We start from the raw sequence: 26,159 nt of genomic DNA, 5'->3' as shown, positions 1-26,159 counted from the left end.
TCGGCGCGCATGGCGCCCCCTACGGACAAGTGGCACCCATGAAAAAGGCGACCTTGTGAGTCGCCTTTTTCATATCGCTTTCCGTCAGGGCCGGTGTGGGCGCGAGAGGAATTCGTGCGATTGCATTTCCAACAGGCGGCTCAGCGTACGCTGGAACTCGAAGCTCAGGCGGCCGCCGGTATAGAGATCCTTGAGCTCCACCTCGGCAGAGATGATCAGCTTGACGTTGCGGTCGTAGAACTCGTCCACTAGGTTGATGAAACGACGGGCCATGTCGTCCTTGGCCACGCTCATCTGCTCGACGTTGGCCAGGATCACCGCATGGAAGATCTTGCCCAGCTCGATGTAGTCGTTCTGGCTGCGCGGACCATCGCAGAGCTCACGGAACTCGAACCAGGCCACGTCTTCGCACAGGCGCACGGCATTGATCGCGCGATTCTCGATCATCAATGCCTCGTTCTCGACCATGTGCGTGCAGTCCGGCAGCAGACTCCGGAAGCTCTTGCGCAGGCTCTCCTCCGCCGTCGGTCCGAGCGGGAAGTGGAACAGCTCAGCCTGCTCCAGGGCACGCAGGCGATAGTCGACGCCGCTGTCGACGTTGACGATATCGGTGTGCTCCTTGAGGAGGGCGATGGCCGGCAGGAAGCGCGCACGCTGCAGTCCGTCCTTGTACAGACCGTCCGGCACGATGTTGGAGGTGGCGACCAACGACACACCATTCTTGAACAGCTCTTCGAGCAGCGTGGCGAGGATCATCGCGTCGGTAATGTCGCTGACGAAGAACTCGTCGAAGCAGATCACCCGCGCCTCGTCGGCGAAGCGCTTGCCGATGATGGTCAGCGGGTTCTTCTCGCCCTTGAGGGTCTTCATCTCCTCATGCACGCGCTTCATGAAGCGGTGGAAGTGGGTGCGCATCTTCTGCTCGAACGGCAGCGCATCGAAGAAGGTATCGACCAGATAGGTCTTGCCGCGCCCTACACCGCCCCAGAAATACAGCCCCTTGACCGGCCCTTGCGGCTTCTTGCCGAACAGCTTGCCCATCAACCCGGACTTGCCCTGATCCCGCGCGATCAGGTCGTCGTACAGACGCTGCAGATGGCGGACGGCATTTTCCTGGGCCGCATCATGGAAGAAGTCGGGCCGCTTGAGGTCGGCCTGATAACGCTCGAGAGGAGTCATGATTCGTTAGAGCCTGTTCAAAGTCTGCTGCGCGTCGGGCCTGCTGCGTTAGAAACAGGCTCGAAATGCTCATGTACACCAGTACACGCCGCCTCCTCGCCTGTCTCTGCCTTGCATGCCTCTAGCTCGCGAGCCTTTCAACAGGCTCTCGGCCGGCAAGTAAAAACGGGGGCGTCACTTTAGCGACGCCCCCGCTGATTGGCAATCGGCCCGTAGCCCGGATGTAATCCGGGGAATGCTGGCGACGCTCGCCCCGGATTACACCGAGCTACTTCACTCCTGTGGCGCCAGCGCCTCGCGCAGACGGGCGATGGCCGCCTCAACCGCTTGAGCATCGGCGAACTCGGGGCTGCTGGCCACGTTTTCACCGTCGATCCACACCGAGAACGCCAGGCCTTCGGCGCGCACATCAAGCGTTTCGCCGGACTGCAAACGCTTGTTGACCATGCCGGCAGACTTGCCATCAGCGAAGGACTTCGATAGCAGCAGTTGCTCGCCGTCGGCGTCCAGCAGACGGAAGCGGAAGCTGCCGTCGTCATCACGGAAGCTGACGAAGCGCGCACTCTTGCTGACTTTCTTCTTCTCGCCGGTAGCCACCTGCACCTGCTCACGGAACGAGCGCAGGCCCACCGCCTCGCGCAGTTCACCGAGGAACGGCGTGGCGATCCTGCGAGCCTTGGCTGCACCGGCGAGGAGAATGTCCTCCAAGTCGGCCGGCTTGGCGATCAGCGCGTTGTAGCGCTCGCGCGCCTCGCCAAGGGTGTCTTCGAGCAGTTGGTACAGGCGATTCTTCGCCTCGCCCCAGGCCAGACCACCTTCCAAGTCGGCGCGGAACTCGGCCTGCTGCGACTGGCTGGCGAAGGCCTGGTACAGGGTGAACAGGTGCGAGCCCTCGGCATCCTTGGGCTCGCCCGGCAGCCTGGAGTCGGTGACGATGCGCGCCACGGCATCCTTGAGCTGCTTGGCGGTGCCGAACAGCGGGATGGTGTTGTCGTAGCTCTTGCTCATCTTGCGCCCGTCGAGGCCAGGCAGCGTGGCCACTTCTTCCTCGATCACCACCTCGGGCAGCACGAACAGATCCTTGCCCTTGCCGAACAGGTGGTTGAAGCGCTGGCCGATATCGCGAGCCATCTCCACGTGCTGGATCTGGTCACGGCCGACCGGCACCTTCTGCGCGTTGAACATCAGGATGTCCGCCGCCATCAGCACCGGGTAGCTGAACAGGCCCATGGTCACGCCGGCATCCGGGTCTTCACCGGCTTCAACGTTCTTGTCCACCGAGGCCTTGTAGGCATGGGCGCGGTTGAGCAGGCCCTTGCCGGCGACGCAAGTGAGCAACCAGCACAGCTCGGGGATCTCGGGAATATCGGACTGGCGATAGAAGGTCGCCTTGTCGGTATCCAGGCCCAGGGCCAGCCAGGTCGCGGCGATCTCCAGACGCGAGCGCTGAATGCGCGCCGGATCGTCGCACTTTATCAGCGCGTGGTAGTCGGCGAGAAAGTAGAAAGAGTCCATCTGCGGATCGCGGCTGGCAGCGATGGCCGGGCGAATGGCGCCGGCATAGTTGCCCAGGTGCGGCGTGCCGGTGGTGGTGATACCGGTGAGGATACGGGTAGTCATGACGTTCGCTTATCAATGGCTGAAAGACTTGGAACCTGTTCACGATCTGCTGCGCGTCGGCCATGCAGCGTTGAAACCAGCCTCAAAATGCTCATTTACAACTCGTAAACTGCGCTTTTTCGCCTGGTTTCGCGGGGCCGCCATCGGTGTTGCCTGGCTCTAGCTCGCGAGATCGTGAACAGGTTCTTACAGGCGAGGCAACAGCAGATCCTTCAGATCCGTCAGCTTGCCGTGAAAAAAGTGCCCGCATTCTGCCACTTTCAACAGCTCGTGGGCACGCCCGAGGTTGGCCGACCAGTCGTAGACCGCTTGCGGCTCGATCACTTCGTCCGTGTCCGGCTGGATCACCACCAGCGGGCACTGGCTGGCGGACGGTGTTTCAGCCGTCAGACGATGCACCGCTGGCGCGATCATGAACAGCTTGCTGGGCACACGGCCTTGCGCTTCAAGACGTGCCCCCAGCGCGGCTGCCACGAAGCCGCCAAAGGAAAAGCCCAACAACGTAACGGGTAGATTCGGATACTTTTCCTGCAGCCAGGCGGCAACCGCCTCGGTGTCGTCCACTTCGCCGGTCCCCATGTCGTGGCTGCCGGCACTGGCGCCCACACCGCGATAATTGAAACGCAGTGTGTGATAACCACCATCACGCGCGGTACGCTGCAACGTGGACACCACCTTGTTGAGCATGGTGCCACCCTGTACGGGGTTGGGATGACAGACCAGTGCCACGCCCTGGGCGTCAGGCACCTCCAGCAGAAGGGCCTCGAGTTGGCCCACCGGGCCCTGGATGAAAAGAGGGGTTTCGCGACTGAGCAACACTGAACTCCGTGACCCCGCAACGGGTCGACTCGTCTAGCAAACTGCCTGTGTGGCAAATGAACCTGTTTAGCACCTCACACGCTCGCGCAATGCAAGGCAAAAACAGAGGAGGAAGCGGAGTGTACTGTTGTACATGCGCATTCCGAACCTGTTTTTAACCCAGCAGTGCCGAACGCAATAGACTCTGAGCAGGCTCTGGTCGTATACAGCACAGGCTCAAGCCGCTAACGTAAAGCAAAGCCGTTTTGAGAGGAAGGACTCGTGGAACAGACCGTTACAGCCTGGTTGATACCCGCTCTGACCCTGGTGGTCGGCATCGCCGTGGGCTTTGTGCTCGCCCGCCTGGCCCCCAATGCTGCACCGGGCCGTACGCAGCGGCAGATGGATGAAATGCAGGCGCGCTTCGAGGCCTACCAGAGCGAAGTGGTGACCCACTTCAACACCACCGCCAGCCTGGTGAAGAAACTCACCCAAAGCTATCAGGACGTGCAGGAGCACCTGTCCGACGGAGCCAACCGCCTTGCCCTGGACGAACTGACCCGTCAGCGTCTGCTGGCCACCCTGAACAGCACCGAAGCCGGCGAGAAGCGCGAGCGCCTGACGCCGCCGAAGAACTACGAAATGCCCAAGGACTATGCGCCGAAGAGCGATGGCCCAGGCATGCTGGACGAAAGCTACGGGCTGAAGAAGTAACCCATCAGCCAGAAACACCGAGCCCCGCCATTGCGGGGCTTTTTATTGGGCGCGGTTGCGGGCCACGCTTCTACAAAAGACACCCACAAACGATGAGCCCCGCTAATAAGCGGGGCTCATCATGCAGCATCGCGAATGTTAGATCGCGCCGCGACTACGCAGCAGATCCAGCACCGCCTTGACGCCGTCCTCGACCGACTGAGTCTGGGTGTCGATCACCAGATCGGCATCCAGCGGTACGTCATAGGGGAAGCCTTCACCGGGGATGTTGTCGCCACCGGCGGCATAAAGCCCCTGCGGGTCACGCTCGGCGCAAACCTGTGGCGAGGCCTGTACGTAGACGGTCAGGGCGCGCTCGCTGCCAATCAGCGCCTTGGCCTGCTCGCGACCCTCGGCATCCGGAGCGACGAAGGCAGCCAGAGCGATCAAGCCGGCCTCGTTGAACTGACGCGCCACATGCGCGGCACGACGCCAGTTCTCGGCACGGCCGGCGCGATCCTGCGGCAGGCCCTTGTTCAGGTCATGGCGCAGGTTCTGGCCATCGAGCACATACACGGCACGGCCCATGTCGAACAGCTTGCGCTCCACGGCATAGGCCAGGGTGCTCTTGCCGGCGCCAGAAAGCCCCGTGAACAACACGGTAGCCGGCTGCTGGCCAAAGCGCGAGGCGCGCTCCTCGGTAGACACATGGGCCAGACGGCCATGCTGCCCGCCGCCATGGGCGACCGGGTCGGCGATGATCATGCCGGCGCCAACGGTGCCGTTGGTCAGACGATCGATGACGATGAAGGCGCCGGTGGTGCGGTTGTATTCGTAACCATCCAGAGCGATCGGTGCATCCAGCGCGATCTTGACCCGGCCGATCTCGTTGAGCTTCAGCTCGCTGGCCGGCCCTTGCTCCAAAGTGTTCACGTCAACGCGATGGACGATGCTGGGGATCGAACCCGGCACGTAGCTGGTGGCGCGTTTGATGTCGTACTTTTTGCCCGGCAGCATCGGCTCTTCGCCCATCCACACCAGCATGGCCTCGAAGCTATCGGTGACCAGCGGACGATTGTCGGCATGCACCAGCATGTCGCCGCGCGACACGTCGATCTCGTCTTCCAGGGTCAGGGTGATCGCCTGGCCGGGGCCGGCGTGCTCCAGCTCGCCCTCGAAGGTGACGATGGACTTGACCTTGCTGGTCTTGCCCGACGGCAGCGCCATGACTTCATCGCCCTTGCGCACGATGCCGCTGGCCAGGGTACCGGCGAAGCCGCGGAAGTTGAGGTTGGGGCGGTTGACGTACTGCACCGGGAAGCGCAGGTCGTCGAAGTTGCGATCACCCGCCACCTCCACGGTCTCGAGAATCTCCATCAGCGACTGCCCGGTGTACCAGAGCGAGCGCTCGGACTTGTTGACCACGTTGTCGCCCTTGAGCGCCGACATCGGCACGAACTCGAGGGTGGTGGGGCGCAGACCGATCTTCTCGGCGAAGGCCAGGTAATCGGCCTTGATCTGCTCGAACACGCCCTGATCGAAGTCCTTGAGGTCCATCTTGTTGACGGCCACGACGATGTGCTTGATGCCCAGCAGGGACGCGATGAAGCTGTGCCGCTTGGTCTGGGTCTGCACGCCGTAACGGGCGTCGATGAGGATGATCGCCAGGTCGCAGGTGGATGCACCGGTGGCCATGTTGCGCGTGTACTGCTCATGGCCGGGGGTGTCAGCGATGATGAACTTGCGCTTGGCGGTGCTGAAGTAACGGTAGGCCACGTCGATGGTGATGCCCTGCTCGCGCTCAGCCTGCAGGCCGTCGACCAGCAGCGCCAGGTCGATGTCATCGCCGGTGGTGCCGACCTTCTTGGAATCCTTGGTGATGGCTTCCAGATGATCCTCGTAGATCATCTTGGAGTCGTGCAGCAGGCGGCCGATCAGCGTGCTCTTGCCGTCGTCGACGTTGCCGCAGGTAAGGAAGCGCAGCAGTTCCTTGCGCTCGTGCTGGGCCAGGTAGGCGAGAATGTCCTGGCTGATCAAATCGGATTGGTGACTCATGGTGCGCGATCCTCAGAAATAGCCCTGACGTTTCTTCTCTTCCATCGAACCAGCCTGGTCGTGGTCGATGACCCGGCCCTGACGTTCGCTGGTCTTGGTCAGGAGCATCTCCTGGATGATTTCCGGCAGCGAGGTGGCCGTGGACTCCACGGCCCCCGTCAGCGGGTAGCAGCCGAGGGTGCGGAAACGCACCATCTTCTTGGTGATGCGCGCCTTCTCTTCATCGGACAGATGCTCGAGGATGCGCTCGTCGTCGATCATGATCAGCGTGCCATTCTTCTCGATCACCTCGCGCTCGGCAGCGAAATACAGCGGCACGATCGGGATCTGCTCCAGATAGATGTATTGCCAGATATCCAGCTCGGTCCAGTTCGACAGCGGGAAGACGCGGATCGACTCGCCCTTCTTCACCTTGCCGTTGTACACGTTCCACAGCTCGGGGCGCTGGTTCTTCGGGTCCCAGCGGTGCTTGCTGTCGCGGAAGGAATACACGCGCTCCTTGGCACGCGACTTCTCTTCGTCGCGACGCGCACCACCGAAGGCGGCATCGAAGCCGTACTTGTCCAGCGCCTGCTTGAGGCCCTCAGTCTTCATCACGTCGGTGTGCTTGGCACTGCCGTAGGTGAAGGGGTTCATGTCCTGTGCCACACCATCGGGGTTGATGTGGGTCAGCAGCTCCAGGCCGTATTCACCGACCATCTTCTCGCGGAAGCGATACATCTCCTGGAATTTCCAGCGCGTGTCGACGTGCAGCACCGGGAACGGCAGCTTGCCGGGGAAGAATGCCTTGCGGGCCAGATGCAGCATCACGGCTGAATCCTTGCCGATGGAATAGAGCATCACCGGGTTATCGAATTCGGCGGCCACTTCACGAATGATGTGGATGCTTTCCGCCTCCAGCTGCTTCAGATGGGTCAGTTTGTCGAGCATGGCTACTCACGGTTTGCTGTTATGGGGCCGGCGGGCCGTGGACGAGCGCGCACTCTACCACAGCGTCTGCTTATACTCAGGGCGCTGGTTAGACCGAAACGATCTAGGGTTATACCTGCCCGTTCAGACCATTCAGATCGGGTTCGGACAGTCGATGAACAGGTGCTCGAGAGCGAAACGCCGCGCCAGATAATCACCCAGCGCCTGCACGCCATAACGTTCGGTAGCATGATGGCCTGCTGCAATGAAGCTCACACCATTCTCCTGGGCGCTGTGGAAGGTCTGCTCGGAGGCTTCGCCGGTCAGGTACAAATCGACACCAGCCGCAATCGCCTGGTCGATATAGCCCTGGCCACCGCCCGTGCACCAGCCAACGCGGCGAATCAGTCCTTCGCCTTCGACAAGCAGCGGCTCGCGCCCCAGCGTCTGCTGGATATGCCGGGCGAAATCGGCGGCGCTCATCGGTTCTGCCAGCGACCCGACGAGGCCAACGGTACGTGGATTTTCAGGCTCCAGCGGGCCCTCGACAACAATGCCGAGCTGACGCGCCAGTTGCACGTTATTGCCCACCTCGGGATGAACGTCGAGCGGCAGGTGATAGGCCAGCAGGCTGATGTCGTGAGTCAGTAAGGCTTTCAAACGGCGCTGCCTCATGCCAGTGACACAGGGGTTCTCGCCCTTCCAGAAATAGCCATGATGCACCAGCAGTACATCGGCCTGAGCCTCGATGGCAGCTTCGATCAGGGCCTGGCTCGCGGTAACGCCGCTGACGATACGACTGACCTGCGGGCGCCCCTCGACCTGCAGGCCATTGGGGCAATAATCACTGATGCGCGACGCGTTCAGAAAAGCGTCAGCTTCTTCCACTAACGTGGACAGGGCAATGGCCATGAAGATTCCTCTCAAGCTGTTGCGGGCCGCTGCCTTATTGGCGAGCACCTCACTATAATGCGCCACCTTAAGGGCGACATTTGGCCCCCGCAACCCTCAGGATTGTCTCGATGCCCCAGGCACTGCGTTTTCTCGGTTGGCCCCTGCTGGTCGGTGTGTTGCTCGCACTGCTGCTGATCCAGCGCTACCCGCAATGGGTAGGGCTACCAAGCCAGGATGTGCAGTTGGTGCAGGCCCCGGTCTACAGCCGTCTGCAGGAAGGCCCGGTGTCCTACGCCGAGGCTGTCGATACCGCATCGCCGGCAGTGGCCAACCTGTACACCACAAAATTGGTGAGCAAGCCGGCTCACCCACTTTTTGAAGACCCGACATTCCGTCGATTCTTCGGCGACAACCTGCCGCGTCAGCAGCGCATGGAATCCAGCCTCGGCTCGGCGGTATTGATGAGCAAGGAAGGCTACCTGTTGACCAACAATCATGTGGTCAGCGGCGCCGATCAGATCGTCGTGGCACTCAAGGATGGTCGCGAGACCTTGGCGCGAGTGATCGGCAGCGACCCGGAAACCGACCTGGCAGTCTTGAAGATCGACCTACCCAACCTGCAGGCGATCACCCTCGGCCGCTCCGACAGCATTCGCATCGGCGATGTAACGCTGGCCATCGGCAACCCTTTCGGTGTCGGCCAGACGGTGACCATGGGCATCATCAGCGCCACCGGGCGCAACCAATTGGGCCTCAACACCTACGAAGACTTCATCCAGACCGACGCCGCCATCAACCCGGGCAACTCCGGCGGCGCGCTGGTCGATGCACACGGCAACCTGGTGGGCATCAACACGGCGATCTTCTCCAAGTCCGGCGGCTCGCAGGGCATCGGTTTCGCCATCCCGGTAAAGCTGGCGATGGAGGTGATGCGCGCCATCATCGAACACGGTCAGGTAATCCGCGGCTATCTGGGGGTCGAGGTGCAACCGCTGACGCCGGAGCTGGCCGAGTCCTTCGGTCTCGACGGGCGCCCCGGCATCGTCGTTGCGGGCGTGTACCGTGATGGCCCGGCGCAGAAGGCCGGCCTGCAACCGGGCGACCTGATTCTCAGCATCGATGGTGAGCCTGCCAGCGACGGCCGTCGCTCGATGAACCAGGTCGCACGCACGAAACCGGGCGACAAGATCAACATCGAGGTGCTGCGTAACGGCAAATCGCTGAGCCTGACAGCGGAAATTGGCATCCGGCCGCCAGTCAACAACAACTGAAACATGAAAAAGCCGGCATTAGCCGGCTTTTTCATGTCTGCTCAGGCCATCTCACAGCCCGCGCAAGGCATCCAGCAGGGCCTGGTTCTGTTCCTTGGTACCAATGGTGATACGCAGGAACTGGGCGATGCGCTGCTGCTTGAAGTGACGCACGATCACGCCCTGCTCACGTAGGCCTGCTGCCAGAGCGGCGGCATCCTTACCCGGATGGCGGGCGAAGACGAAGTTGGCCGCGGAGGGCAGCACTTCGAAGCCCAGCGCTTGTAGCCCCGCAACGACCGCCTCGCGGCTGTCGATCACCTGCTTACAGGTCTGCTCGAAGTACTCGCGATCCTCGAACGCCGCCGCCGCACCGGCAATAGCCATACGATCGAGCGGATAGGAGTTGAAGCTGTTCTTGATCCGCTCCAGCGCCTCGATCAGGTCCGGATGGCCGACCGCGATGCCGACGCGCAGCCCTGCCAGCGAACGTGATTTGGACAGGGTCTGAGTCACCAGCAGGTTCGGATACTTGTCGACCAGGGCGATGGCCGTCTGCCCGCCGAAATCGATGTAGGCCTCATCCACCAGCACCACCGAATCCGGGCTGGCTTGCAGCAGGCGCTCGACGGCCTCGAGCGGCAGCAGGCAACCGGTCGGCGCGTTGGGATTGGGGAAGATGATCCCAGCGTTTGGCTTGGCGTAATCCTCCACACGAATCTGGAACTGCTCGTCCAGCGCCACCTGTTGATATTCGATGCCATACAGGCCGCAGTAGACCGGATAGAAGCTGTAGCTGACATCCGGGAACAGCAGCGGTGCGTCGTGCTGGAACAGACCATGGAACGCGTGGGCCAGGACTTCGTCGGAACCGTTACCGACGAACACCTGGGCCGGCTGCACACCATAGTAATCAGCCACCGCCTGCTTCAGGCGCTCGCCGTTAGGGTCCGGGTACAGGCGCAGGTCGTCGTTGAGCTCGGCCTGCATGGCTGCAATGGCCTTGGGCGACGGGCCGTAGGGGTTCTCGTTGGTATTGAGCTTGACCAGCTTGCTCAGCTTGGGCTGCTCACCTGGCACGTAGGGCACCAGGTCTTTGACGAAGGGGCTCCAGAATTTGCTCATCTGCCCTTCTCTCCTCGAAATGCGTGATATGGGCGATGGATATCGCTTCGCTCAATCAGCGAAACGCGATCCCGTAGGGTGCGCCAGGCGCACCAAAACATTCAAAGGGTGCGCAACGCACCCGGCCTTACTTGATCCGATACTCGGCGCTGCGCGCATGCGCGGTCAGCGACTCGCCACGGGCCAGCACGGAAGCACTCTTGCCCAGCTCCGACGCGCCATCCGGCGAGCAGAAGATGATCGACGAGCGCTTCTGGAAGTCGTAGACACCCAGGGGCGAGGAGAACCGCGCGGTGCCCGACGTCGGCAGTACGTGGTTCGGGCCAGCCACATAGTCGCCCAAGGCCTCTGCTGTGTAGCGGCCCATGAAGATCGCGCCAGCGTGGCGAATCTCGGGCAACCAGGCCTCTGGGTCAGCCACCGAAAGCTCCAAGTGCTCCGGCGCGATGCGGTTGGCAACGATGATGGCCTGGGCCATGTCGGCTACCTGGATCAGCGCACCACGGCCTTCCAGCGAGGTGCGGATGATCTCTGCACGCTCCATGGTCGGCAGCAGCTTGGCGATGCTCTCGGCCACGCGGTCGAGGAAGGCGGCATCCGGGCTGACCAGAATCGACTGAGCGTCTTCGTCGTGCTCGGCCTGGGAGAACAGATCCATGGCGATCCAATCCGGGTCAGTCTGGCCATCGCACACCACCAGAATCTCGGAAGGCCCGGCGATCATGTCGATGCCCACCTTGCCGAACACATGGCGCTTGGCGGTGGCTACGTAGATATTGCCAGGTCCTACGATTTTATCGACTGGCGGCACGCTCTCGGTGCCATAGGCCAGGGCGGCGACGGCCTGGGCGCCCCCAATGGTGAACACACGGTCGACACCGGCGATGGCGGCGGCGGCGAGAACGATCTCGTTGATCTCGCCGCGCGGGGTCGGCACCACCATGACCACTTCGGGCACACCGGCGACCTTGGCCGGAATCGCGTTCATCAATACCGAAGATGGATAGGAGGCTTTGCCGCCAGGCACATACAGGCCGGCGCGGTCCAACGGGGTGACCTTCTGGCCCAGCACGGTGCCGTCGGCCTCGGTGTAGCGCCAGGAATCCTGCTTCTGCTTCTCGTGGTAGCTGCGCACGCGCTCGGCTGCTACTTCAAGCGCCTGGCGCTGCTCGGCGCTGATGCGGGTCAGGGCCAGTTCCAGACGCTCGCGCGGCAGGATCAGGTCGGCCATGGAAGCGACTTCGAGGCCATCGAAACGCTGGGTGTACTCGACCAGCGCAGCGTCACCACGCTCGCGCACGGCCTGGATGATTTCCAGCACGCGCTGGTTGACGCCATCGTCGGAGACACTTTCCCAGGACAGCAGATGATCCAGATGACGCGCGAAGTCCGTATCGGCGGCGTTGAGTCGGCGGATGGCAACGGGTGCGGTCATAGCGAAAGCCTCATTAAATGGCGGTTTCTCGGGCGCCCGTAATGTAGCAAGCCCACCGTGCGGGCACCCAAGAAAAATGGCTATGACACGGATAGGCTGCCGCGACCAGAAGTCGCGGAAAGGAGTCAGCCTTGGTGTCGCGCCTCGACGGCGCCACGCAGGGTTTCGATCAGCGCCTGGATGCGCGCGTGCTGCATCTTCATCGACGCCTTGTTGACGATCAGACGTGAGCTGATGGTGGCGATCAGCTCCTGCGGTTCCAGACCGTTGGCGCGCAGGGTGTTGCCGGTGTCGACCACATCGATGATCTTGTCAGCCAGGCCAACCAGCGGCGCCAGCTCCATCGAGCCGTACAGCTTGATGATGTCGACCTGACGCCCCTGCTCGGCGTAGTAGCGCTTGGCGACATTGACGAACTTGGTGGCCACGCGCAGGCGGCCCTTGGGCTCCGGCGCGCCGATCTTGCCGGCAGTCATCAGCTTGCACTTGGCGATCTGCAGATCCAGCGGCTCGTAGATGCCCTGGCCGCCGTACTCCATCAACACGTCCTTGCCGGCCACGCCCAGGTCGGCAGCGCCGTGCTCGACATAGGTCGGCACGTCGGTGGCTCGCACGATCAGCAGACGCACGTCATCCTGAGTGGTCGGGATGATCAGCTTGCGGCTCTTGTCCGGGTTCTCGGTCGGCTCGATGCCCGCTGCGGCCAGCAATGGCAGGGTGTCATCGAGAATACGGCCTTTGGACAGGGCGATGGTCAGCATGAAACGGTTTCCTTGAACGGAAGCGGCCGCTCCGACAGGGGGCGGCCTAACGACAACGGACGCAGGCAATCAACCCGGAACGCGGCGGATCTTGGCACCCAGCAACTGCAACTTCTCTTCGATGCACTCATAACCACGGTCGATGTGGTAGATACGGTCGATCAACGTATCGCCCTCGGCCACGAGCGCAGCCAGCACCAGACTCGCCGAGGCACGCAGGTCGGTCGCCATGACTGGCGCGCCTTTGAGTCTCTCGACGCCGGTGACTACCGCCGTGTTGCCTTCGACCAGGATATTGGCGCCCATGCGCAGCATCTCGTAGACGTGCATGAAGCGGTTTTCGAAAACGGTTTCGATGATGGTGCCAGTGCCTTCGGCCACGGCATTCAGGGCAATGAACTGCGCCTGCATGTCGGTGGGGAACGCCGGGTACGGAGCGGTGCGCAGGTTGACGGCCTTCGGACGCTTGCCTTTCATGTCCAACTCGATCCAGTCCGGACCAGTGGTGATCTCGGCCCCCGCTTCCTGCAGCTTGGCCAGCACAGCCTCCAGGGTCGACGGGTCGGCATCCTTGACCTTGACGCGACCACCGGTGACGGCAGCGGCGACCAGATAGGTGCCGGTCTCGATACGGTCGGGCATCACACTGAAACGAGCACCATGCAGGCGCTCGACACCGTCGATGATGATGGTATCGGTACCCGCGCCCTGGATCTTCGCGCCCATGGCGATCAGGCAGTTGGCCAGATCGACCACCTCAGGCTCACGCGCGGCGTTTTCCAGCACGCTGCGGCCCTTGGCCAGGGTCGCGGCCATCATGATGTTCTCGGTACCGGTCACGCTGACCACGTCGAAGAAGAAGTGCGCACCGCGCAGGCCACCCTCCGGCGCCTTGGCCTTGATGTAGCCACCTTCGACATCGATGATCGCACCCATGGCCTCGAGGCCACGGATGTGCAGGTCGACCGGACGTGAACCGATGGCGCAACCACCAGGCAGCGCCACCTCGGCCTCACCGAAGCGAGCGACCATCGGGCCGAGCACCAGAATCGAGGCGCGCATGGTTTTTACCAGCTCGTAAGGCGCGACCAGGGTCTTGATTGCGCGGGCATCAACTTCAACCGCCAGCTTCTCGTCGATCACCGGCTCGATGCCCATGCGACCGAACAGCTCGATCATGGTGGTGATGTCGTGCAGGTGCGGCAGGTTGCAGATGGTGACGGGGGCATCACCCAGCAGGGTCGCCGCCAGAATAGGCAGCGCAGAGTTCTTCGCACCGGAAATGCGGATTTCGCCATCGAGGCGAGCGCCGCCGGTAATGATCAGTTTATCCATAGGAATCTCGTCGCCCGCAGGCTCAGGAACGCGCGGCCCAATCGGCCTGGCTGAAGAATTTCATGGTCACGGCGTGGATGCTGCCATCGGCGATCCAGGCGTTGAGGTGGGCATAGATCTGCTGCTGACGCTTGACCGGGCTGAGAGCGGCCAGCTCGTCGCTGATCAGATTGAGCTGGAAGTTGCAGCCTTCGCCTTCGACTTCCACCTGGGTATTCGGGAGTTTTTCCTCTAGGAGGCTTTTTACTTCTGCAGCCTGCATGCTCGACCTCGACTGACGCTTTCGGGCACCGGCGCCCGCGGGTCGGCCATCATACAAAAAAGCCTCCCGCCTGCGAACCCCGCCAGCAGCGGTGCTGACGGAACGACGGGAAGCGCTTCACGATTGCAGCGGCAGTAACTCGAGCAAGCCGCTGACCTGGGCGATCTCGCGCATGTCGTCAGGCAGCCCACTGATGGTCAGCTCACGGCCCGCCTTGCGCGCATCACGCATGAACGCCAGCAGCAACGCCAAACCGACGCTGCTGGATTTTTCCACGGCATTGCAGTCGAGCGACAGACGCGCGGCACTGCTGGAAGCAATCAGGCGCGCCCCTTGCTCCCGCAGTTGCGGCCCGGTGCTGTAGTCCAGCACGCCGGCCAGTTGCAGTTGCCCAGTGCTGCGCTCGGTTATGCTGGCCTGGCTCACGACTCGCCCCGAGCCTGGCGCGCCCTGGCCACGGTATCGGCCCAGGTATCGATGACCTTGTCGAGGTCGTTGCGATTGGTCTGCATCGACTGGGCGAACTGGTCGCGGAACAGCTTGCCGACGTTGATACCGTTGATCACCACATTGCGCAGCTTCCAGCCGCCATCGATCGACACCATGGTGTAGGACAGCGGGTAGACCACACCCTTGCCATCACGAATCTCCATGCCCACCGACGTGCGCTCGCCCTCGGCCCTGCCGCTGGCCGGCAGCACGCGAATATCCTGATTGTTGTATTCGAGCAGGGCATTGCCATAGAACTGCATCAGGCTGCGCTTGAAGTTCTCCTGAAAGCGGCTCATCTGCTCGGGCGAGGCCTGCCGCGAGTAGCGCACGGTCATCACACCACGGGAAATGCCATCGACATCGACCACAGGGCCGAGAATCTCATTGAGGGAGTCGTAGAAGGCATTGGGGTCGCTGCGGTAGCGATCCTTGTTGGCCTTGAGATCGGCCAGCAGGGTATCGGTGGTCTGCTGCACCACTTCATGAGCACTTGGCGCGGCGGCCGCCAGCAGCGGCAAGGCGGCCAGCAACACCAGTAGGGAATTACGCACGGTCTTGAACATCTGAGGAGCCCTCATCAATTGGCTTCATCTTTATTGACCGAATTGAGCAGGAATTTGCCAATCAGGTCTTCCAGCACCAGCGAGGACTGCGTGTCGTGGATGGTGCTGCCGTCCTTGAGCACCTCCTCGTCACCACCGACGCTGATGCCGATGTACTTCTCACCGAGCAGACCTGCAGTCAGGATCGACGCAGTGGAATCCTCGGGCAGGTTATTGACGTTGCCATCAAGCTCCAGGGTCACCCGGCCCATGTAGCTGTCGCGATCCAGATCGATGGCGGTGACCTTGCCGATGCTCACGCCGGCCATCGTGACCTTGGCGCGCACGGTGAGCCCGGCGATGTTGTCGAAGTAGGCGTAGACTTTGTAGGTATCGCCTGCACTGCCGACGCTCAGGCCGCTGACGCGCAAGGCCAACAGCAGCAGGGCCAGCACACCAGCCATGAGGAACAGGCCGACACCAATCTCCAGCGTGCGGTTTTGCATCAGAAGTCTCCAAACATCAAAGCGGTCAGAATGAAATCCAGGCCCAGAACGGCCAGCGAGGCGTACACCACGGTGCGCGTGGTCGCGCGGCTGATGCCCTCGGAAGTGGGCTCGCAGTCGTAGCCCTGGAATACGGCGATCCAGGTCACCACGAAGGCGAAGACGATGCTCTTGATCACGCCGTTGAGCACATCGTCATAAAAGGAAACACTGTTCTGCATGTTGGCCCAGAACGAGCCCTCGTAGACGCCCAGCCAGTCCACGGCCACCATCGCCCCGCCCCAGATGCCGACGACACTGAAGATCATCGCCAGCAGCGGCATGGAGATGAAGCCGGCCCACAGCCGCGGCGCGACGATGTACTTGAGTGGATCGACGCCGATCATTTCCAGGCTGGAGAGCTGCTCGGTGGATTTCATGTTGCCGATTTCGGCTGTCAGCGCGGAGCCGGCACGGCCGGCGAACAGCAGTGCAGTCACTACGGGCCCCAACTCACGCAGCAGGGTTAGCGCGACCATCTGCCCGACCGCCTGCTCGGAGCCGTAGCTGACCAGGATGTTGTAGCCCTGTAGGGCCAGCACCATGCCGATGAAGATGCCGGAGACGACGATGATCGCCAGCGACATCACACCAACTGCGAAAAGCTGCTTGATCAGCAATTGCAGCGGCTTGCCGGCGCGACTGCGGCCGAACAGCGCGCCCAGCAGAAACAGCACCGAACGCCCCAGCGTAGCGACCACATCGATACCCGCACGACCAAACAGACGCAGCCGTTCGAGCGGTGAAATTCTGCGCATCAACCTCTCCCCAACAGATCTTCGCGATAGTCCGGCGCTGGAAAATGGAATGGCACCGGGCCATCCGGAATGCCCTTCATGAACTGACGGATACGCGGATTATCCGACGCCATCAGCTCGGCCGGCGTACCCTGCCCCAGTACCTGGGCATCACCGACCACATAGATGTAGTCAGCGATGCTGGCGGTTTCCGCTAGATCGTGAGAGACCACCACACTGGTGATTCCCAAGGCATCGTTAAGCAGGCGAATCAAACGCACCAGCACGCCCATGGCGATAGGGTCCTGGCCGACGAACGGCTCGTCATACAGTAAAATCTGCGGATCGAGGGCGATGGCACGTGCCAGCGCCACGCGCCGCTTCATACCGCCCGACAGCTCATCCGGCATCAGTTCCAGCGCCCCGCGCAGACCAACGGCCTGCAGCTTCATCAGGACGATGTCGCGAATCATCTCCTCGGGGAGCTTGGTGTGCACGCGCAACGGAAAGGCCACGTTCTCGAACACGTCGAGATCGGTGAACAACGCACCGCTTTGGAATAGCACGCCCATCTGCTTGCGCATATCGAACAGTTCGTCGCGCGAGAGCTTCGGCAGGCTGATGCCGTCGACGCGAACATCGCCTGCAGAAGGGCGCAGCTCGGCGGCAATCAGGCGCAACAAGGTAGTCTTGCCGCAGCCGGAGGGCCCCATGATGCCGGTGACTTTGCCGCGCGGAATGCGAATGTCGACCCTGTCGAAAATCGACCGCGTGCCGCGCTGAAAGCTGACGCCCTGCAACTCGATCGCGTACTCGTGCTCGGCGCTCATCTGAACTCCTTGAAAACAGGCCTTCCTTGCAGACGCCGCCTCCCGATGCGGGGACACGCGTCGGCCAGAGGGAGGGGCCAAAAAAGGCCGCAAACTATAGCATTTGCCGAACATGTCGCCCAATAGCGCCACAATGCAGTATTCAGACTTGCGACAGCTTCGACACGGACCACTTGAAAGCGAAGGTGAGCGCGGAAAGCTTTTCCCGTTATAATCCCCGTCTTTTTTCGGCCGACAGCTCAGCCCCATGAACCAGACCCGCGACCTGATTGATTCCGCGCAGCGCACCATTCGCCTCGAACTGGAAGCGGTGCAGGAGCTGCTGCCACGCATCAACGCCGATTTCATCAAGGCCTGTGAGCTGATCCTGAACTGCAACGGTCGCGTGGTCGTGGTTGGCATGGGCAAGTCAGGGCACATCGGCAACAAGATCGCCGCGACCCTGGCCAGCACCGGCACCACGGCGTTCTTCGTCCATCCGGCCGAGGCCAGCCACGGCGATATGGGCATGATCACCAAGGACGATATCGTCCTGGCTCTGTCCAACTCGGGCTCGACCGCCGAGATCGTCACCCTGCTTCCTTTGATAAAACGCCTCGGCATCCGCCTGATCAGCATGACCGGCAACCCCGACTCACCGTTGGCCAAGGCAGCCGAAGTCAATCTCGACGCTCGCGTCTCGCAGGAGGCCTGCCCGCTGAACCTGGCTCCGACCTCCTCGACCACTGCCAGCCTAGTGCTCGGCGACGCCCTGGCCATCGCCTTGCTGGAAGCACGCGGTTTCACCGCCGAAGACTTCGCCTTCTCCCATCCGGGCGGCGCCCTCGGCCGTCGCCTGCTTCTCAAGGTCGAGAACGTGATGCACAAGGACGATGCACTGCCGCGCGTACACCGCGGCACCAGCCTGCGCGATGCTCTGCTGGAAATGACCCAGAAGGGCCTGGGGATGACGGTGGTACTCGAAGAAGACGGCCGACTGGCGGGCATTTTCACCGATGGCGATCTGCGCCGTACTCTGGACAAGGGCATAGACGTACGCCACGCATCGATCGACGAAGTCATGACCCCGCACGGCAAGACCGCCCGTGCCGAAATGCTCGCCGCCGAAGCCCTGAAGATCATGGAAGACCACAAGATCAACGCCCTCGTGGTGGTCGACGACCAGGACAACCCGGTCGGCGCCCTCAACATGCACGACCTGCTGCGCGCTGGAGTAATGTAATGAACGACCTGCTGCAACGCGCCCGCGTCGTTAAACTGGCGATCTTCGACGTCGACGGCGTCCTCACCGACGGACGCCTGTACTTTCTCGAAGACGGTAGTGAATTCAAGACGTTCAACACGCTCGACGGCCACGGCATCAAGATGCTAATCAACTCGGGCGTGCGCACTGCCATCATCAGCGGACGCAAGACCCCGGTAGTCGAACGCCGCGCCAACAACCTCGGTATCCAGCATCTGTTTCAGGGCCGAGAGGACAAACTCGTGGTGCTCGACGGCCTGCTCGCCGAACTCGGCCTAAGCTATGAAGAGGTCGCCTATCTGGGCGACGATCTGCCGGATCTTCCAGTGATCCGCCGGGTCGGATTGGGCATGGCCGTGGCCAGCGCTGACAGCTTCGTGCGCCAGAACGCCCATGGTGTAACCCAGGCCCGCGGCGGCGACGGTGCGGCGCGGGAATTCTGCGAACTGATCATGCGCGCCCAGGGCACACTGGATGCGGCCCAAGCCGCCTACCTCTAGAGAACAGCATGCCGCGTAAAATCCTCAATATTCTGATATTCGCCCTGATTGCGATCGTGGTGGCCGCCCTCGGCTACTGGAACCTAGCGCCGGACAGCGCCCGCGTAACTCAACAGAGCGGCGACGACAACGTCGTCGACTTCTATGTGATGGGCGCGCGCACCGTGCAATTCCAGGACGACGGCAAGGTGCACTACCGCATGACTGCGGACAAGCTCGAACACGTCAAGAACACCGACATCACTCTGGTAGACACGCCCAAGCTGGACCTCTATCGCGGCACAGAACTGCCGTGGAAAGTCACCAGCCAGCGTGCCGAAGTCTCACCTGGCGGCGTCGAGGTAGAACTGATCGACGACGTGCGCATCGCCCGCACCGATGCCAAGAACCGTCCAACTATCATCACCAGTAGCCGCATGACCGTTATTCCTGACAAGGAATATGCGCAGACCGAGCAAGCCGTTAGAATCGTCGCGGCCAACGGGGTGACCACGGCACAAGGAATGAAAGCGTACTTGAATGACGGCAGGATGCTCCTGCAGTCCAACGTAAGAGGCCAGCATGAGGTTCGTTAATACCCTCCCCCTGATTCTCAGCCTCGGCGCCGCATTGGGAAGCGCGGCTGCCTGGGCACTGCCATCGGATCGAGACCAGCCGATTCGCATCCAGGCCGACAGCGCCGAACTGGATGACAAGCAGGGCGTCGCCGTGTACCGGGGTGACGTGATCATCACCCAGGGCACCCTGAAGATCACCGGCGACACCGTGACCATCACGCAGACCGCCAGCGGCGATATCGACGTCTTCACCTCGGTGGGCAACCTGGCTTACTACGAGCAAAAGCCAGCCGTGGACAAGGACATCGTCAAAGCCTACGGCAAGACCATCCAGTATTTCGCCAGCAACGAGCGCATCGTGCTGATCGATCAGGCCAAGGTGATCCAGGAAGGTATCACCTTCGAAGGCGAGAAGATCGTCTATGACACCCGCCGCCAGATCGTCAATGCCGGTCGCGCCACGGGCGGCAACGTCAGCACGCCGCGCCCGCGCATCGACATGGTCATCCAACCGAAGAACAAACCCGCGGATCAGCAGCAGTAATGGCCATTCTCAAAGCCCAACACCTGGCGAAAAGCTACAAGAGCCGTCAGGTCGTGCGTGACGTCAGCCTGAGCATCGAAAGCGGCCAGATCGTTGGCCTGCTCGGCCCCAATGGTGCCGGCAAGACCACCTGCTTCTACATGATCGTCGGCCTGGTACGCGCCGATCAGGGCCGCGTGCTGATCGACGACCTGGACGTCAGCCATCAACCGATGCACGGCCGCGCTCGCGCCGGCATCGGCTACCTGCCGCAGGAAGCGTCGATCTTCCGTAAGCTGTCGGTGGCCGACAACATCATGGCCATTCTCGAGACCCGCAAGGACCTGGATCGCGCCGGACGCCAGGCGGAGCTGGAAAACCTGCTGCAGGAATTCCACATCCACCACATCGCCGACAGCCTCGGCATGAGCCTGTCCGGCGGTGAACGACGCCGCGTGGAGATTGCCCGCGCCCTGGCGACCAACCCCAAGTTCATTCTGCTCGACGAACCCTTCGCCGGGGTCGACCCGATTTCGGTGGGCGATATCAAGCAGATCATCCACCACCTCAAGACCAAGGGCATCGGCATCCTGATCACCGATCACAACGTGCGCGAGACCCTGGACATCTGCGAGACCGCCTATATCGTCAACGACGGACAGCTGATCGCCGAAGGTGACGCCGAAACCATCCTCGCCAACCAGACGGTGAAGGAAGTTTATCTGGGCCACGAGTTCCGCCTCTAGGTCGCCGCTGTTTCGCTACAGAAATATTGCAACCCCTAGGCAAGAACGAGAAATTCAGGCATATAATTTGCTTCCTGGCGGCGCTTCGGCGCCCTGATGTGGAAGGCGTAACTCGCCAGTAAATTAAGGTCTGCAATGAAACCATCGCTAGTCCTCAAGATGGGCCAGCAGCTGACGATGACCCCGCAGCTGCAACAGGCTATCCGCCTCCTCCAACTGTCCACCCTGGACCTGCAACAGGAAATCCAGGAGGCGCTGGAATCCAACCCCATGCTCGAGCGCCAGGAAGATGGCGACGACTTCGACAACAGCGACCCGATGGCCGATGGCGCCGAAAGCGCTACCCCTGCCCCGAGCAAGGAAGAGAGCTATCAGGAAACCACTCCGACGGTGGACAACCTGGAAGACGGCGAGTGGGGCGAACGCATCCCCAACGAGCTGCCGGTCGATACCGCCTGGGAAGACATCTACCAGACCAGCGCCAGCAGCCTGCCCAGCAACGATGACGACGAGTGGGACTTCACCACTCGCACCTCTAGCGGTGAGAGCCTGCACAGTCACCTGCTCTGGCAACTGAACCTGGCTCCCATGTCGGACAAGGACCGACTGATTGCCGCCACCCTGATCGACTGCATCAACAATGATGGCTACCTCGAAGAAACCCTCGAGGAAGTGACCGAGTCCTTCGACCCCGAACTGGATATCGAGCAGGACGAAGTCGAGGTCGTGCTGCACCGCATCCAGCAGTTCGAACCGGCCGGTATCGGCGCCCGCGACCTGCGCGAATGCCTGCTGCTGCAATTGCGCCAGCTACCTGCCAACACGCCCTGGCTGAACGAAACCCAGCGCGTGGTCAGCGACTACCTGGAGCTGCTCGGCAGCCGCGACTACGCACAGCTGATGCGCCGCACCAAACTCAAGGAAGACGAGCTGCGCCAGGTCATCGACCTGATCCAGCGCCTGAATCCGCGACCGGGCTCGCAAATCGAGTCCAGCGAGCCGGAATACGTAGTACCGGACGTGATCGTGCGTAAGCACAACGACCGCTGGCTGGTGGAACTGAACCAGGAAGCCATGCCACGACTGAGGGTCAACCCGCAGTATGCCGGCTTCGTCAAACGCGCCGACTCCAGCGCCGACAACACCTTCATGCGCAACCAGTTGCAGGAGGCGCGCTGGTTCATCAAGAGCCTGCAGAGCCGCAACGAAACGCTGATGAAGGTGGCCACACAGATCGTCGAGCACCAACGTGGTTTTCTCGACTACGGCGACGAGGCGATGAAGCCTCTGGTCCTGCACGACATCGCCGAAGCGGTAGGTATGCACGAGTCGACGATCTCACGCGTGACCACGCAGAAATTCATGCACACGCCACGTGGTATTTACGAGCTGAAATATTTCTTCTCCAGCCACGTCAGCACCGCTGAAGGCGGTGAATGCTCGTCCACCGCGATCCGCGCCATCATCAAAAAACTGGTTGCTGCGGAAAACGCGAAAAAGCCATTGAGTGACAGCAAGATCGCTGGTTTACTGGAGGCACAAGGCATCCAAGTCGCCCGTCGGACGGTCGCCAAGTATCGCGAGTCCCTCGGTATAGCGCCCTCCAGTGAGCGCAAGCGACTGATGTAGGCCAGATCGACTGAAGGCACAAGGTCTTCAGGCCAAAGTGTTCCGGCGGCGGGTCGAATAGGGCCCGTCTCTTACACAAGGCAACAAGGAGAAAGCGGTATGCAAGTCAACATCAGTGGACATCAGCTGGATGTGACCGACGCCCTGCGTGACTACATCGGCGAGAAACTGGGCCGACTGGAACGCCACTTCGACAAGATCACCAACGTTCAGGTGACCATGGAGGTCGAGAAACTCAAGCAGAAGATCGAAGCCACCCTGCATGTCGCCGGCGGCGAAGTCGTCGCCAATGCCGAACATCAGGATATGTACGCTGCCATCGACCTGTTGGCCGATAAACTCGACCGTCAACTCATCAAGCACAAGGAAAAGCAGCTCGAGCGCCTGCAAGGCGCCACGGCCCGCTAACATTCCCCATCCATGATCCGACTTGAAAACATCCTGACCCCCGGCCGTTCCCTGGTGAACGTGCCGGGCGGCAGTAAGAAACGCGTGCTCGAACAGATCGCCAATCTGGTTGCGCGCGACCTGCCCGACCTGGATGCCCAGGACATCTTCGAGAGCCTCATCGCCCGCGAGAAGCTCGGCTCCACCGGCTTCGGCAACGGCATAGCCATTCCCCACTGCCGCCTGGCAGGCTGCAGTGCCCCCATCAGCGCCGTACTGCACCTCGATGCGGCTGTCGACTTCGACGCCATCGACGGCGCACCGGTCGACCTGCTGTTCGTCCTGCTGGTGCCGGAAGCGGCAACCGACGCCCACCTCGAGTTGCTGCGCCAGATCGCCAGCATGCTCGATCGTCAGGATGTACGTGAACGTCTACGCCAGGCCAACAATGGCGGAGATCTCTATCAGGTCGTGGTGGACATTCAGAACGGTCAATGACATGCGCCTGATCATCGTCAGCGGTCGCTCGGGCTCGGGCAAGAGCACCGCCCTCGATGTACTTGAGGACAACGGTTTCTATTGCATCGACAACCTCCCGGCCGGTCTGCTACCGGACCTCGCCGAGCGCTTCCTGCCGCACAGCGACATGCTGCTGCCGCAAGTGGCCGTTTCCATCGATGCACGTAACCTGCTGAGTCAGCTCAAGCGTTTCCCGGAACTGCTCGAAGAAGTACGCAAACGTAATATCCGCTGCGATGTGCTCTACCTCGACGCCGAAGACGAGACGCTGCTCAAGCGTTTTTCGGAAACCCGCAGGCGCCATCCGCTGACCAACGATAACCGCTCGCTGGCCGAAGCCATTGCGTACGAAAGTCTGCTGCTGGCGCCGATCACCGATCGTGCCGATCTGAAGATCGACACGACTCGACTAAACCTTTATCAGTTGCGCGATACGCTCAAACTGCGCCTGCTCGGCCAGACACAGACCGGAACCGCCTTTCTCGTCGAGTCCTTCGGCTTCAAGCGTGGCATGCCGGTCGACGCCGATCTGGTGTTCGATGCACGCTGCCTGCCCAATCCTTACTGGAAGCCGGAACTGCGCGACTACTCCGGCATGGATCAACCTGTGATCGACTACCTGGCTGCGCAGCCGGAGGTCGAGGAAATGTATCAGGATATCCTCGCCTATCTGGAAAAATGGCTACCGCGCTTCGCTGCCAGCAACCGCGCCTACGTCACAATCGCCATCGGTTGCACCGGTGGTCACCACCGCTCTGTGTATCTGGCCAATCGCCTGAGCCAGGCGCTCAAAGACTCGCTGAAGAATGTCCAGGTGCGTCACCGCGACCTCAGCTAAGGAGCCATGCCGCGATGCCCGCACGTGAAATCACCATCATCAACAAGCTTGGTCTACATGCCCGCGCCGCTGCGAAGTTCGTCGGCGTGGCGAGCACTTACCCCTGCCAGGTGCGCATCGGTCGCAGCACCGAAAGTCTGGTGGACGGCAAGAGCATCATGGCCGTCATGATGCTGGCGGCCGGCAAGGGCTCCAACGTGCACCTGCTGACCGAGGGCGAGCAGGACGAAGAAGCGATGGCCGCCCTGGTAGGCCTGATAGAGAACTACTTCGACGAAGGCGAGTAATATCTCTCGCTAAAACGAAGGCCACCCGCGGGTGGCCTTGTCGTTACTGCCAGCTTCAACTGCCGGCGACGGTCATCTTCTCGATCAGCACCGAGCCGGTGCAGATATTGCCGCGCCGCTCCAGGTCGCGACCGACTGCCACAATCTGGCGGAACATATCGCGCAGGTTGCCGGCGATGGTCACCTCCTGCACCGGGAACTGGATCTCGCCATTCTCCACCCAGAAGCCCGCCGCGCCACGGGAGTAGTCACCGGTAACCAGATTCAAGCCCTGCCCCATCAGCTCGGTCACCAGCAGGCCGCGCCCCATGCGCCGGATCAGCGCCTGCTGATCCTCATCGCCATGGGTGACGAACAGGTTGTGCACACCACCCGAATTGGCAGTGCTCGGCAAACCCAGCTTGCGCCCGGAATAGGTGCCGAGTACGTAAGACACCAACTCTCCCTTCTCCACGAACGGCTTGGCGTAAGTGGCAAGGCCATCGCCATCGAAAGCCGCACTGCCCAGGGCTCGTGGAAGATGCGGGCGCTCGTCGAGGCTCAGCCACTCGGGAAAAAGACGCTGGCCAAGTGCGCCTTCGAGGAAGGAGGAGTGACGATAGAGATTGCCGCCCGAGATTGCCGCCAGCAGGTGACTGAACAACCCGCCGGCAAGCTCGGCAGCGAACAGCACCGGCACCTCACAGGTCGGTACCGGTCGAGCACCAAGGCGGCTGACCGCACGCTCGGCAGCCCGCTGGCCGATACCCGCGGCGTCGGCCAGCAGTTCGCCCTGGCGATTGACGTCATACCAGTAGTCACGCTGCATCTGTCCTTCGCCTTCGGCGATCATCACGCAACTCAGGCTGTGGCGGGTGCTGGCATAGCCACCAACGAAACCATGGCTGTTGCCGTAAACGCGGCAACCCTGATGGGTGTTGAGGCTGGTACCGTCCGCGTTCTTGATCCGGGTGTCGGCGGCGAACGCTGCCGCTTCACAGGCCAGTGCCTGCTCGACTGCCTGCTCCGGAGTGATCGACCAGGGGTGATAGAGATCCAACTCCGGCAGTTCGCGCGCCATCAGCGCCGCATCGGCCAAACCGGCGCACTCGTCTTCGGATGCATGTTTGGCAATCGCCAAGGCTGCCGCCACCGTCTCGCGAATCGCGGCCTCACCGGTCGCAGAAGTGCTCGCCGAGCCCTTGCGCTGGCCGACATAGAGCGTGATGCCGAAGCCCTGGTCGCGATTGAACTCGACGGTTTCCACCTCGCCCTGACGCACCGTAGTGGAAAGCCCCTGCCCCGCAGAAACGGCCACTTCGCAGGCGCTGGCGCCCTGGCGCCTGGCCTCGGCGAGAATCGTCTCGACCTGCTGCTGCAACGCGGGCAGAGCCTGCGGCCCGATCCGTTCTACTTCACTCATAACCACTCCCGACTCTCTTGGCACAGGCCCCCGTGAGCTTGGTCCAGGGCCTGCTGTCGATTACCA

30 protein-coding genes are annotated in these 26,159 nt (G+C 61.8%); 13 read left to right on the top strand and 17 right to left on the bottom strand.

The window, feature by feature from the left end; translation table 11 throughout:
• Nucleotides 1–84 precede the first annotated feature (84 nt).
• Nucleotides 85–1,179 (bottom strand): cell division protein ZapE, encoded by a 1,095-nt coding sequence (gene zapE, locus EL191_RS04990; RefSeq protein ID WP_041976942.1) that lies wholly within the window; start codon nt 1,177–1,179, stop codon nt 85–87.
• Between the two features lie 273 nt (nt 1,180–1,452).
• Nucleotides 1,453–2,799, bottom strand: a complete 1,347-nt coding sequence (locus EL191_RS04985) for a tryptophan--tRNA ligase (RefSeq protein ID WP_041976940.1) — start codon at nt 2,797–2,799, stop codon at nt 1,453–1,455.
• On the opposite strand from EL191_RS04985, the gene EL191_RS24375 reads away from it, so the two are divergent.
• A complete protein-coding gene (locus EL191_RS24375) occupies nt 2,798–2,962 on the top strand; it encodes a hypothetical protein (RefSeq protein ID WP_155294767.1) in 165 nt (54 codons plus the stop codon). The genes EL191_RS04985 and EL191_RS24375 overlap by 2 nt on opposite strands.
• Before the next feature lie 23 nt (nt 2,963–2,985).
• On the opposite strand, the gene EL191_RS04980 is transcribed toward EL191_RS24375, so the two are convergent.
• Entirely contained in the window at nt 2,986–3,615 is a 630-nt protein-coding gene (locus EL191_RS04980) for an alpha/beta hydrolase (protein WP_041976937.1), read from the bottom strand.
• A 264-nt stretch (nt 3,616–3,879) separates the two neighbouring features.
• Here EL191_RS04980 and EL191_RS04975 point away from each other — a divergent pair, with 264 nt between their 5' ends.
• A complete protein-coding gene (locus EL191_RS04975; RefSeq protein ID WP_013714120.1) occupies nt 3,880–4,311 on the top strand; it encodes a YhcB family protein in 432 nt (143 codons plus the stop codon).
• A 138-nt stretch (nt 4,312–4,449) separates the two neighbouring features.
• On the opposite strand, the gene cysN is transcribed toward EL191_RS04975, so the two are convergent.
• The 3 genes from cysN to EL191_RS04960 all read right to left on the bottom strand — a co-directional run bounded on the left by cysN (nt 4,450) and on the right by EL191_RS04960 (nt 8,166).
• Nucleotides 4,450–6,345: a sulfate adenylyltransferase subunit CysN gene (gene cysN / locus EL191_RS04970; RefSeq protein ID WP_041976935.1), complete on the bottom strand. Its 1,896-nt coding sequence runs from the start codon at nt 6,343–6,345 to the stop codon at nt 4,450–4,452.
• 12 nt (nt 6,346–6,357) lie between these two features.
• Nucleotides 6,358–7,275, bottom strand: a complete 918-nt coding sequence (cysD, locus tag EL191_RS04965; protein WP_017361338.1) for a sulfate adenylyltransferase subunit CysD — start codon at nt 7,273–7,275, stop codon at nt 6,358–6,360.
• Between the two features lie 132 nt (nt 7,276–7,407).
• Nucleotides 7,408–8,166, bottom strand: a complete 759-nt coding sequence (locus EL191_RS04960) for a Nif3-like dinuclear metal center hexameric protein (protein ID WP_041976932.1) — start codon at nt 8,164–8,166, stop codon at nt 7,408–7,410.
• A 110-nt stretch (nt 8,167–8,276) separates the two neighbouring features.
• Between EL191_RS04960 and algW the strand changes: the two genes are divergently transcribed.
• A complete protein-coding gene (algW, locus tag EL191_RS04955) occupies nt 8,277–9,419 on the top strand; it encodes a Do family serine endopeptidase AlgW (RefSeq protein WP_013714116.1) in 1,143 nt (380 codons plus the stop codon).
• Nucleotides 9,420–9,470: 51 nt separating this feature from the next.
• Here algW and hisC read toward each other — a convergent pair whose 3' ends face one another.
• From hisC to EL191_RS04905, 10 genes are all read right to left on the bottom strand, one after another.
• Nucleotides 9,471–10,523, bottom strand: coding sequence for a histidinol-phosphate transaminase (gene hisC / locus EL191_RS04950; RefSeq protein WP_017361340.1), 1,053 nt, complete (start codon nt 10,521–10,523; stop codon nt 9,471–9,473).
• A 127-nt stretch (nt 10,524–10,650) separates the two neighbouring features.
• A complete protein-coding gene (hisD, locus tag EL191_RS04945; protein WP_041976929.1) occupies nt 10,651–11,958 on the bottom strand; it encodes a histidinol dehydrogenase in 1,308 nt (435 codons plus the stop codon).
• A gap of 125 nt (nt 11,959–12,083) precedes the next feature.
• Nucleotides 12,084–12,719 carry an ATP phosphoribosyltransferase gene (gene hisG / locus EL191_RS04940; protein WP_013714113.1) on the bottom strand — a complete coding sequence of 212 codons (636 nt, stop codon included), beginning with the start codon at nt 12,717–12,719 and terminating at the stop codon, nt 12,084–12,086.
• A 69-nt stretch (nt 12,720–12,788) separates the two neighbouring features.
• Nucleotides 12,789–14,054 carry a UDP-N-acetylglucosamine 1-carboxyvinyltransferase gene (gene murA / locus EL191_RS04935; RefSeq protein ID WP_013714112.1) on the bottom strand — a complete coding sequence of 422 codons (1,266 nt, stop codon included), beginning with the start codon at nt 14,052–14,054 and terminating at the stop codon, nt 12,789–12,791.
• A 22-nt stretch (nt 14,055–14,076) separates the two neighbouring features.
• The gene (locus tag EL191_RS04930; protein ID WP_003459267.1) at nt 14,077–14,316 is read right to left on the bottom strand and encodes a BolA family protein; all 240 of its coding nucleotides are present in this window, start codon (nt 14,314–14,316) and stop codon (nt 14,077–14,079) included.
• A gap of 117 nt (nt 14,317–14,433) precedes the next feature.
• Nucleotides 14,434–14,742, bottom strand: coding sequence for an STAS domain-containing protein (locus EL191_RS04925; protein WP_013714110.1), 309 nt, complete (start codon nt 14,740–14,742; stop codon nt 14,434–14,436).
• Nucleotides 14,739–15,371, bottom strand: a complete 633-nt coding sequence (locus EL191_RS04920; protein WP_013714109.1) for an MlaC/ttg2D family ABC transporter substrate-binding protein — start codon at nt 15,369–15,371, stop codon at nt 14,739–14,741. Before EL191_RS04920 ends, EL191_RS04925 begins: the two co-directional genes overlap by 4 nt.
• A gap of 14 nt (nt 15,372–15,385) precedes the next feature.
• Complete coding sequence (mlaD, locus tag EL191_RS04915) at nt 15,386–15,856, bottom strand: outer membrane lipid asymmetry maintenance protein MlaD (protein WP_013714108.1); 471 nt, start codon at nt 15,854–15,856, stop codon at nt 15,386–15,388.
• Nucleotides 15,856–16,653 (bottom strand): lipid asymmetry maintenance ABC transporter permease subunit MlaE, encoded by a 798-nt coding sequence (mlaE, locus tag EL191_RS04910; RefSeq protein ID WP_013714107.1) that lies wholly within the window; start codon nt 16,651–16,653, stop codon nt 15,856–15,858. Before mlaE ends, mlaD begins: the two co-directional genes overlap by 1 nt.
• On the bottom strand, nt 16,653–17,462 hold the full coding sequence (locus EL191_RS04905; RefSeq protein ID WP_041976924.1) for an ATP-binding cassette domain-containing protein: 810 nt from the start codon (nt 17,460–17,462) through the stop codon (nt 16,653–16,655). Before EL191_RS04905 ends, mlaE begins: the two co-directional genes overlap by 1 nt.
• A 247-nt stretch (nt 17,463–17,709) precedes the next feature.
• On the opposite strand from EL191_RS04905, the gene EL191_RS04900 reads away from it, so the two are divergent.
• The 10 genes from EL191_RS04900 to EL191_RS04855 all read left to right on the top strand — a co-directional run bounded on the left by EL191_RS04900 (nt 17,710) and on the right by EL191_RS04855 (nt 24,691).
• Entirely contained in the window at nt 17,710–18,684 is a 975-nt protein-coding gene (locus EL191_RS04900) for a KpsF/GutQ family sugar-phosphate isomerase (RefSeq protein ID WP_013714104.1), read from the top strand.
• Nucleotides 18,684–19,205 (top strand): KdsC family phosphatase, encoded by a 522-nt coding sequence (locus EL191_RS04895; protein WP_041976922.1) that lies wholly within the window; start codon nt 18,684–18,686, stop codon nt 19,203–19,205. Before EL191_RS04900 ends, EL191_RS04895 begins: the two co-directional genes overlap by 1 nt.
• A gap of 8 nt (nt 19,206–19,213) precedes the next feature.
• Nucleotides 19,214–19,780 carry an LPS export ABC transporter periplasmic protein LptC gene (gene lptC / locus EL191_RS04890; RefSeq protein WP_041976919.1) on the top strand — a complete coding sequence of 189 codons (567 nt, stop codon included), beginning with the start codon at nt 19,214–19,216 and terminating at the stop codon, nt 19,778–19,780.
• Nucleotides 19,767–20,306 carry a lipopolysaccharide transport periplasmic protein LptA gene (gene lptA / locus EL191_RS04885; RefSeq protein ID WP_041976917.1) on the top strand — a complete coding sequence of 180 codons (540 nt, stop codon included), beginning with the start codon at nt 19,767–19,769 and terminating at the stop codon, nt 20,304–20,306. Before lptC ends, lptA begins: the two co-directional genes overlap by 14 nt.
• Nucleotides 20,306–21,031, top strand: a complete 726-nt coding sequence (lptB, locus tag EL191_RS04880) for an LPS export ABC transporter ATP-binding protein (RefSeq protein ID WP_013714100.1) — start codon at nt 20,306–20,308, stop codon at nt 21,029–21,031. The genes lptA and lptB overlap by 1 nt, the downstream gene beginning before the upstream one ends.
• Nucleotides 21,032–21,166: 135 nt before the next feature.
• Nucleotides 21,167–22,660 (top strand): RNA polymerase factor sigma-54, encoded by a 1,494-nt coding sequence (locus tag EL191_RS04875; RefSeq protein WP_041769345.1) that lies wholly within the window; start codon nt 21,167–21,169, stop codon nt 22,658–22,660.
• Between the two features lie 99 nt (nt 22,661–22,759).
• Complete coding sequence (gene hpf / locus EL191_RS04870; RefSeq protein WP_003242873.1) at nt 22,760–23,068, top strand: ribosome hibernation-promoting factor, HPF/YfiA family; 309 nt, start codon at nt 22,760–22,762, stop codon at nt 23,066–23,068.
• A gap of 12 nt (nt 23,069–23,080) precedes the next feature.
• Nucleotides 23,081–23,545, top strand: coding sequence for a PTS IIA-like nitrogen regulatory protein PtsN (gene ptsN / locus EL191_RS04865; protein ID WP_013714098.1), 465 nt, complete (start codon nt 23,081–23,083; stop codon nt 23,543–23,545).
• Between the two features lies 1 nt (nt 23,546).
• The gene (rapZ, locus tag EL191_RS04860; RefSeq protein WP_013714097.1) at nt 23,547–24,404 is read left to right on the top strand and encodes an RNase adapter RapZ; all 858 of its coding nucleotides are present in this window, start codon (nt 23,547–23,549) and stop codon (nt 24,402–24,404) included.
• A 14-nt stretch (nt 24,405–24,418) separates the two neighbouring features.
• Complete coding sequence (locus EL191_RS04855; protein ID WP_013714096.1) at nt 24,419–24,691, top strand: HPr family phosphocarrier protein; 273 nt, start codon at nt 24,419–24,421, stop codon at nt 24,689–24,691.
• A gap of 55 nt (nt 24,692–24,746) precedes the next feature.
• On the opposite strand, the gene pmbA is transcribed toward EL191_RS04855, so the two are convergent.
• A complete protein-coding gene (gene pmbA / locus EL191_RS04850) occupies nt 24,747–26,093 on the bottom strand; it encodes a metalloprotease PmbA (RefSeq protein ID WP_013714095.1) in 1,347 nt (448 codons plus the stop codon).
• Nucleotides 26,094–26,159: the final 66 nt, after the last annotated feature.

Origin of the sequence: Pseudomonas mendocina (genome assembly GCF_900636545.1) — a bacterium.
Taxonomy (GTDB): Bacteria; Pseudomonadota; Gammaproteobacteria; order Pseudomonadales; family Pseudomonadaceae; genus Aquipseudomonas; species Aquipseudomonas mendocina.
This window is presented reverse-complemented; position numbering and strand designations above follow the sequence as displayed.

Coding starts and splice junctions, on each gene's coding strand:
- EL191_RS04905 (WP_041976924.1), bottom strand. CDS start 17,462: ATGAGCGCCGAGCACGAGTACGCGATCGAGTTGCAGGGCGTCAGCTTT.
- lptB (WP_013714100.1), top strand. CDS start 20,306: ATGGCCATTCTCAAAGCCCAACACCTGGCGAAAAGCTACAAGAGCCGT.
- lptC (WP_041976919.1), top strand. CDS start 19,214: ATGCCGCGTAAAATCCTCAATATTCTGATATTCGCCCTGATTGCGATC.
- hisD (WP_041976929.1), bottom strand. CDS start 11,958: ATGACCGCACCCGTTGCCATCCGCCGACTCAACGCCGCCGATACGGAC.
- EL191_RS04930 (WP_003459267.1), bottom strand. CDS start 14,316: ATGCAGGCTGCAGAAGTAAAAAGCCTCCTAGAGGAAAAACTCCCGAAT.
- EL191_RS04875 (WP_041769345.1), top strand. CDS start 21,167: ATGAAACCATCGCTAGTCCTCAAGATGGGCCAGCAGCTGACGATGACC.
- murA (WP_013714112.1), bottom strand. CDS start 14,054: ATGGATAAACTGATCATTACCGGCGGCGCTCGCCTCGATGGCGAAATC.
- EL191_RS04900 (WP_013714104.1), top strand. CDS start 17,710: ATGAACCAGACCCGCGACCTGATTGATTCCGCGCAGCGCACCATTCGC.
- mlaD (WP_013714108.1), bottom strand. CDS start 15,856: ATGCAAAACCGCACGCTGGAGATTGGTGTCGGCCTGTTCCTCATGGCT.
- ptsN (WP_013714098.1), top strand. CDS start 23,081: ATGATCCGACTTGAAAACATCCTGACCCCCGGCCGTTCCCTGGTGAAC.
- mlaE (WP_013714107.1), bottom strand. CDS start 16,653: ATGCGCAGAATTTCACCGCTCGAACGGCTGCGTCTGTTTGGTCGTGCG.
- hisG (WP_013714113.1), bottom strand. CDS start 12,719: ATGCTGACCATCGCCCTGTCCAAAGGCCGTATTCTCGATGACACCCTG.
- cysD (WP_017361338.1), bottom strand. CDS start 7,275: ATGCTCGACAAACTGACCCATCTGAAGCAGCTGGAGGCGGAAAGCATC.
- lptA (WP_041976917.1), top strand. CDS start 19,767: ATGAGGTTCGTTAATACCCTCCCCCTGATTCTCAGCCTCGGCGCCGCA.
- hpf (WP_003242873.1), top strand. CDS start 22,760: ATGCAAGTCAACATCAGTGGACATCAGCTGGATGTGACCGACGCCCTG.
- zapE (WP_041976942.1), bottom strand. CDS start 1,179: ATGACTCCTCTCGAGCGTTATCAGGCCGACCTCAAGCGGCCCGACTTC.
- pmbA (WP_013714095.1), bottom strand. CDS start 26,093: ATGAGTGAAGTAGAACGGATCGGGCCGCAGGCTCTGCCCGCGTTGCAG.
- EL191_RS04895 (WP_041976922.1), top strand. CDS start 18,684: ATGAACGACCTGCTGCAACGCGCCCGCGTCGTTAAACTGGCGATCTTC.
- rapZ (WP_013714097.1), top strand. CDS start 23,547: ATGCGCCTGATCATCGTCAGCGGTCGCTCGGGCTCGGGCAAGAGCACC.
- EL191_RS04985 (WP_041976940.1), bottom strand. CDS start 2,799: ATGACTACCCGTATCCTCACCGGTATCACCACCACCGGCACGCCGCAC.
- cysN (WP_041976935.1), bottom strand. CDS start 6,345: ATGAGTCACCAATCCGATTTGATCAGCCAGGACATTCTCGCCTACCTG.
- EL191_RS04960 (WP_041976932.1), bottom strand. CDS start 8,166: ATGGCCATTGCCCTGTCCACGTTAGTGGAAGAAGCTGACGCTTTTCTG.
- EL191_RS04920 (WP_013714109.1), bottom strand. CDS start 15,371: ATGTTCAAGACCGTGCGTAATTCCCTACTGGTGTTGCTGGCCGCCTTG.
- algW (WP_013714116.1), top strand. CDS start 8,277: ATGCCCCAGGCACTGCGTTTTCTCGGTTGGCCCCTGCTGGTCGGTGTG.
- EL191_RS04855 (WP_013714096.1), top strand. CDS start 24,419: ATGCCCGCACGTGAAATCACCATCATCAACAAGCTTGGTCTACATGCC.
- hisC (WP_017361340.1), bottom strand. CDS start 10,523: ATGAGCAAATTCTGGAGCCCCTTCGTCAAAGACCTGGTGCCCTACGTG.
- EL191_RS24375 (WP_155294767.1), top strand. CDS start 2,798: ATGACGTTCGCTTATCAATGGCTGAAAGACTTGGAACCTGTTCACGAT.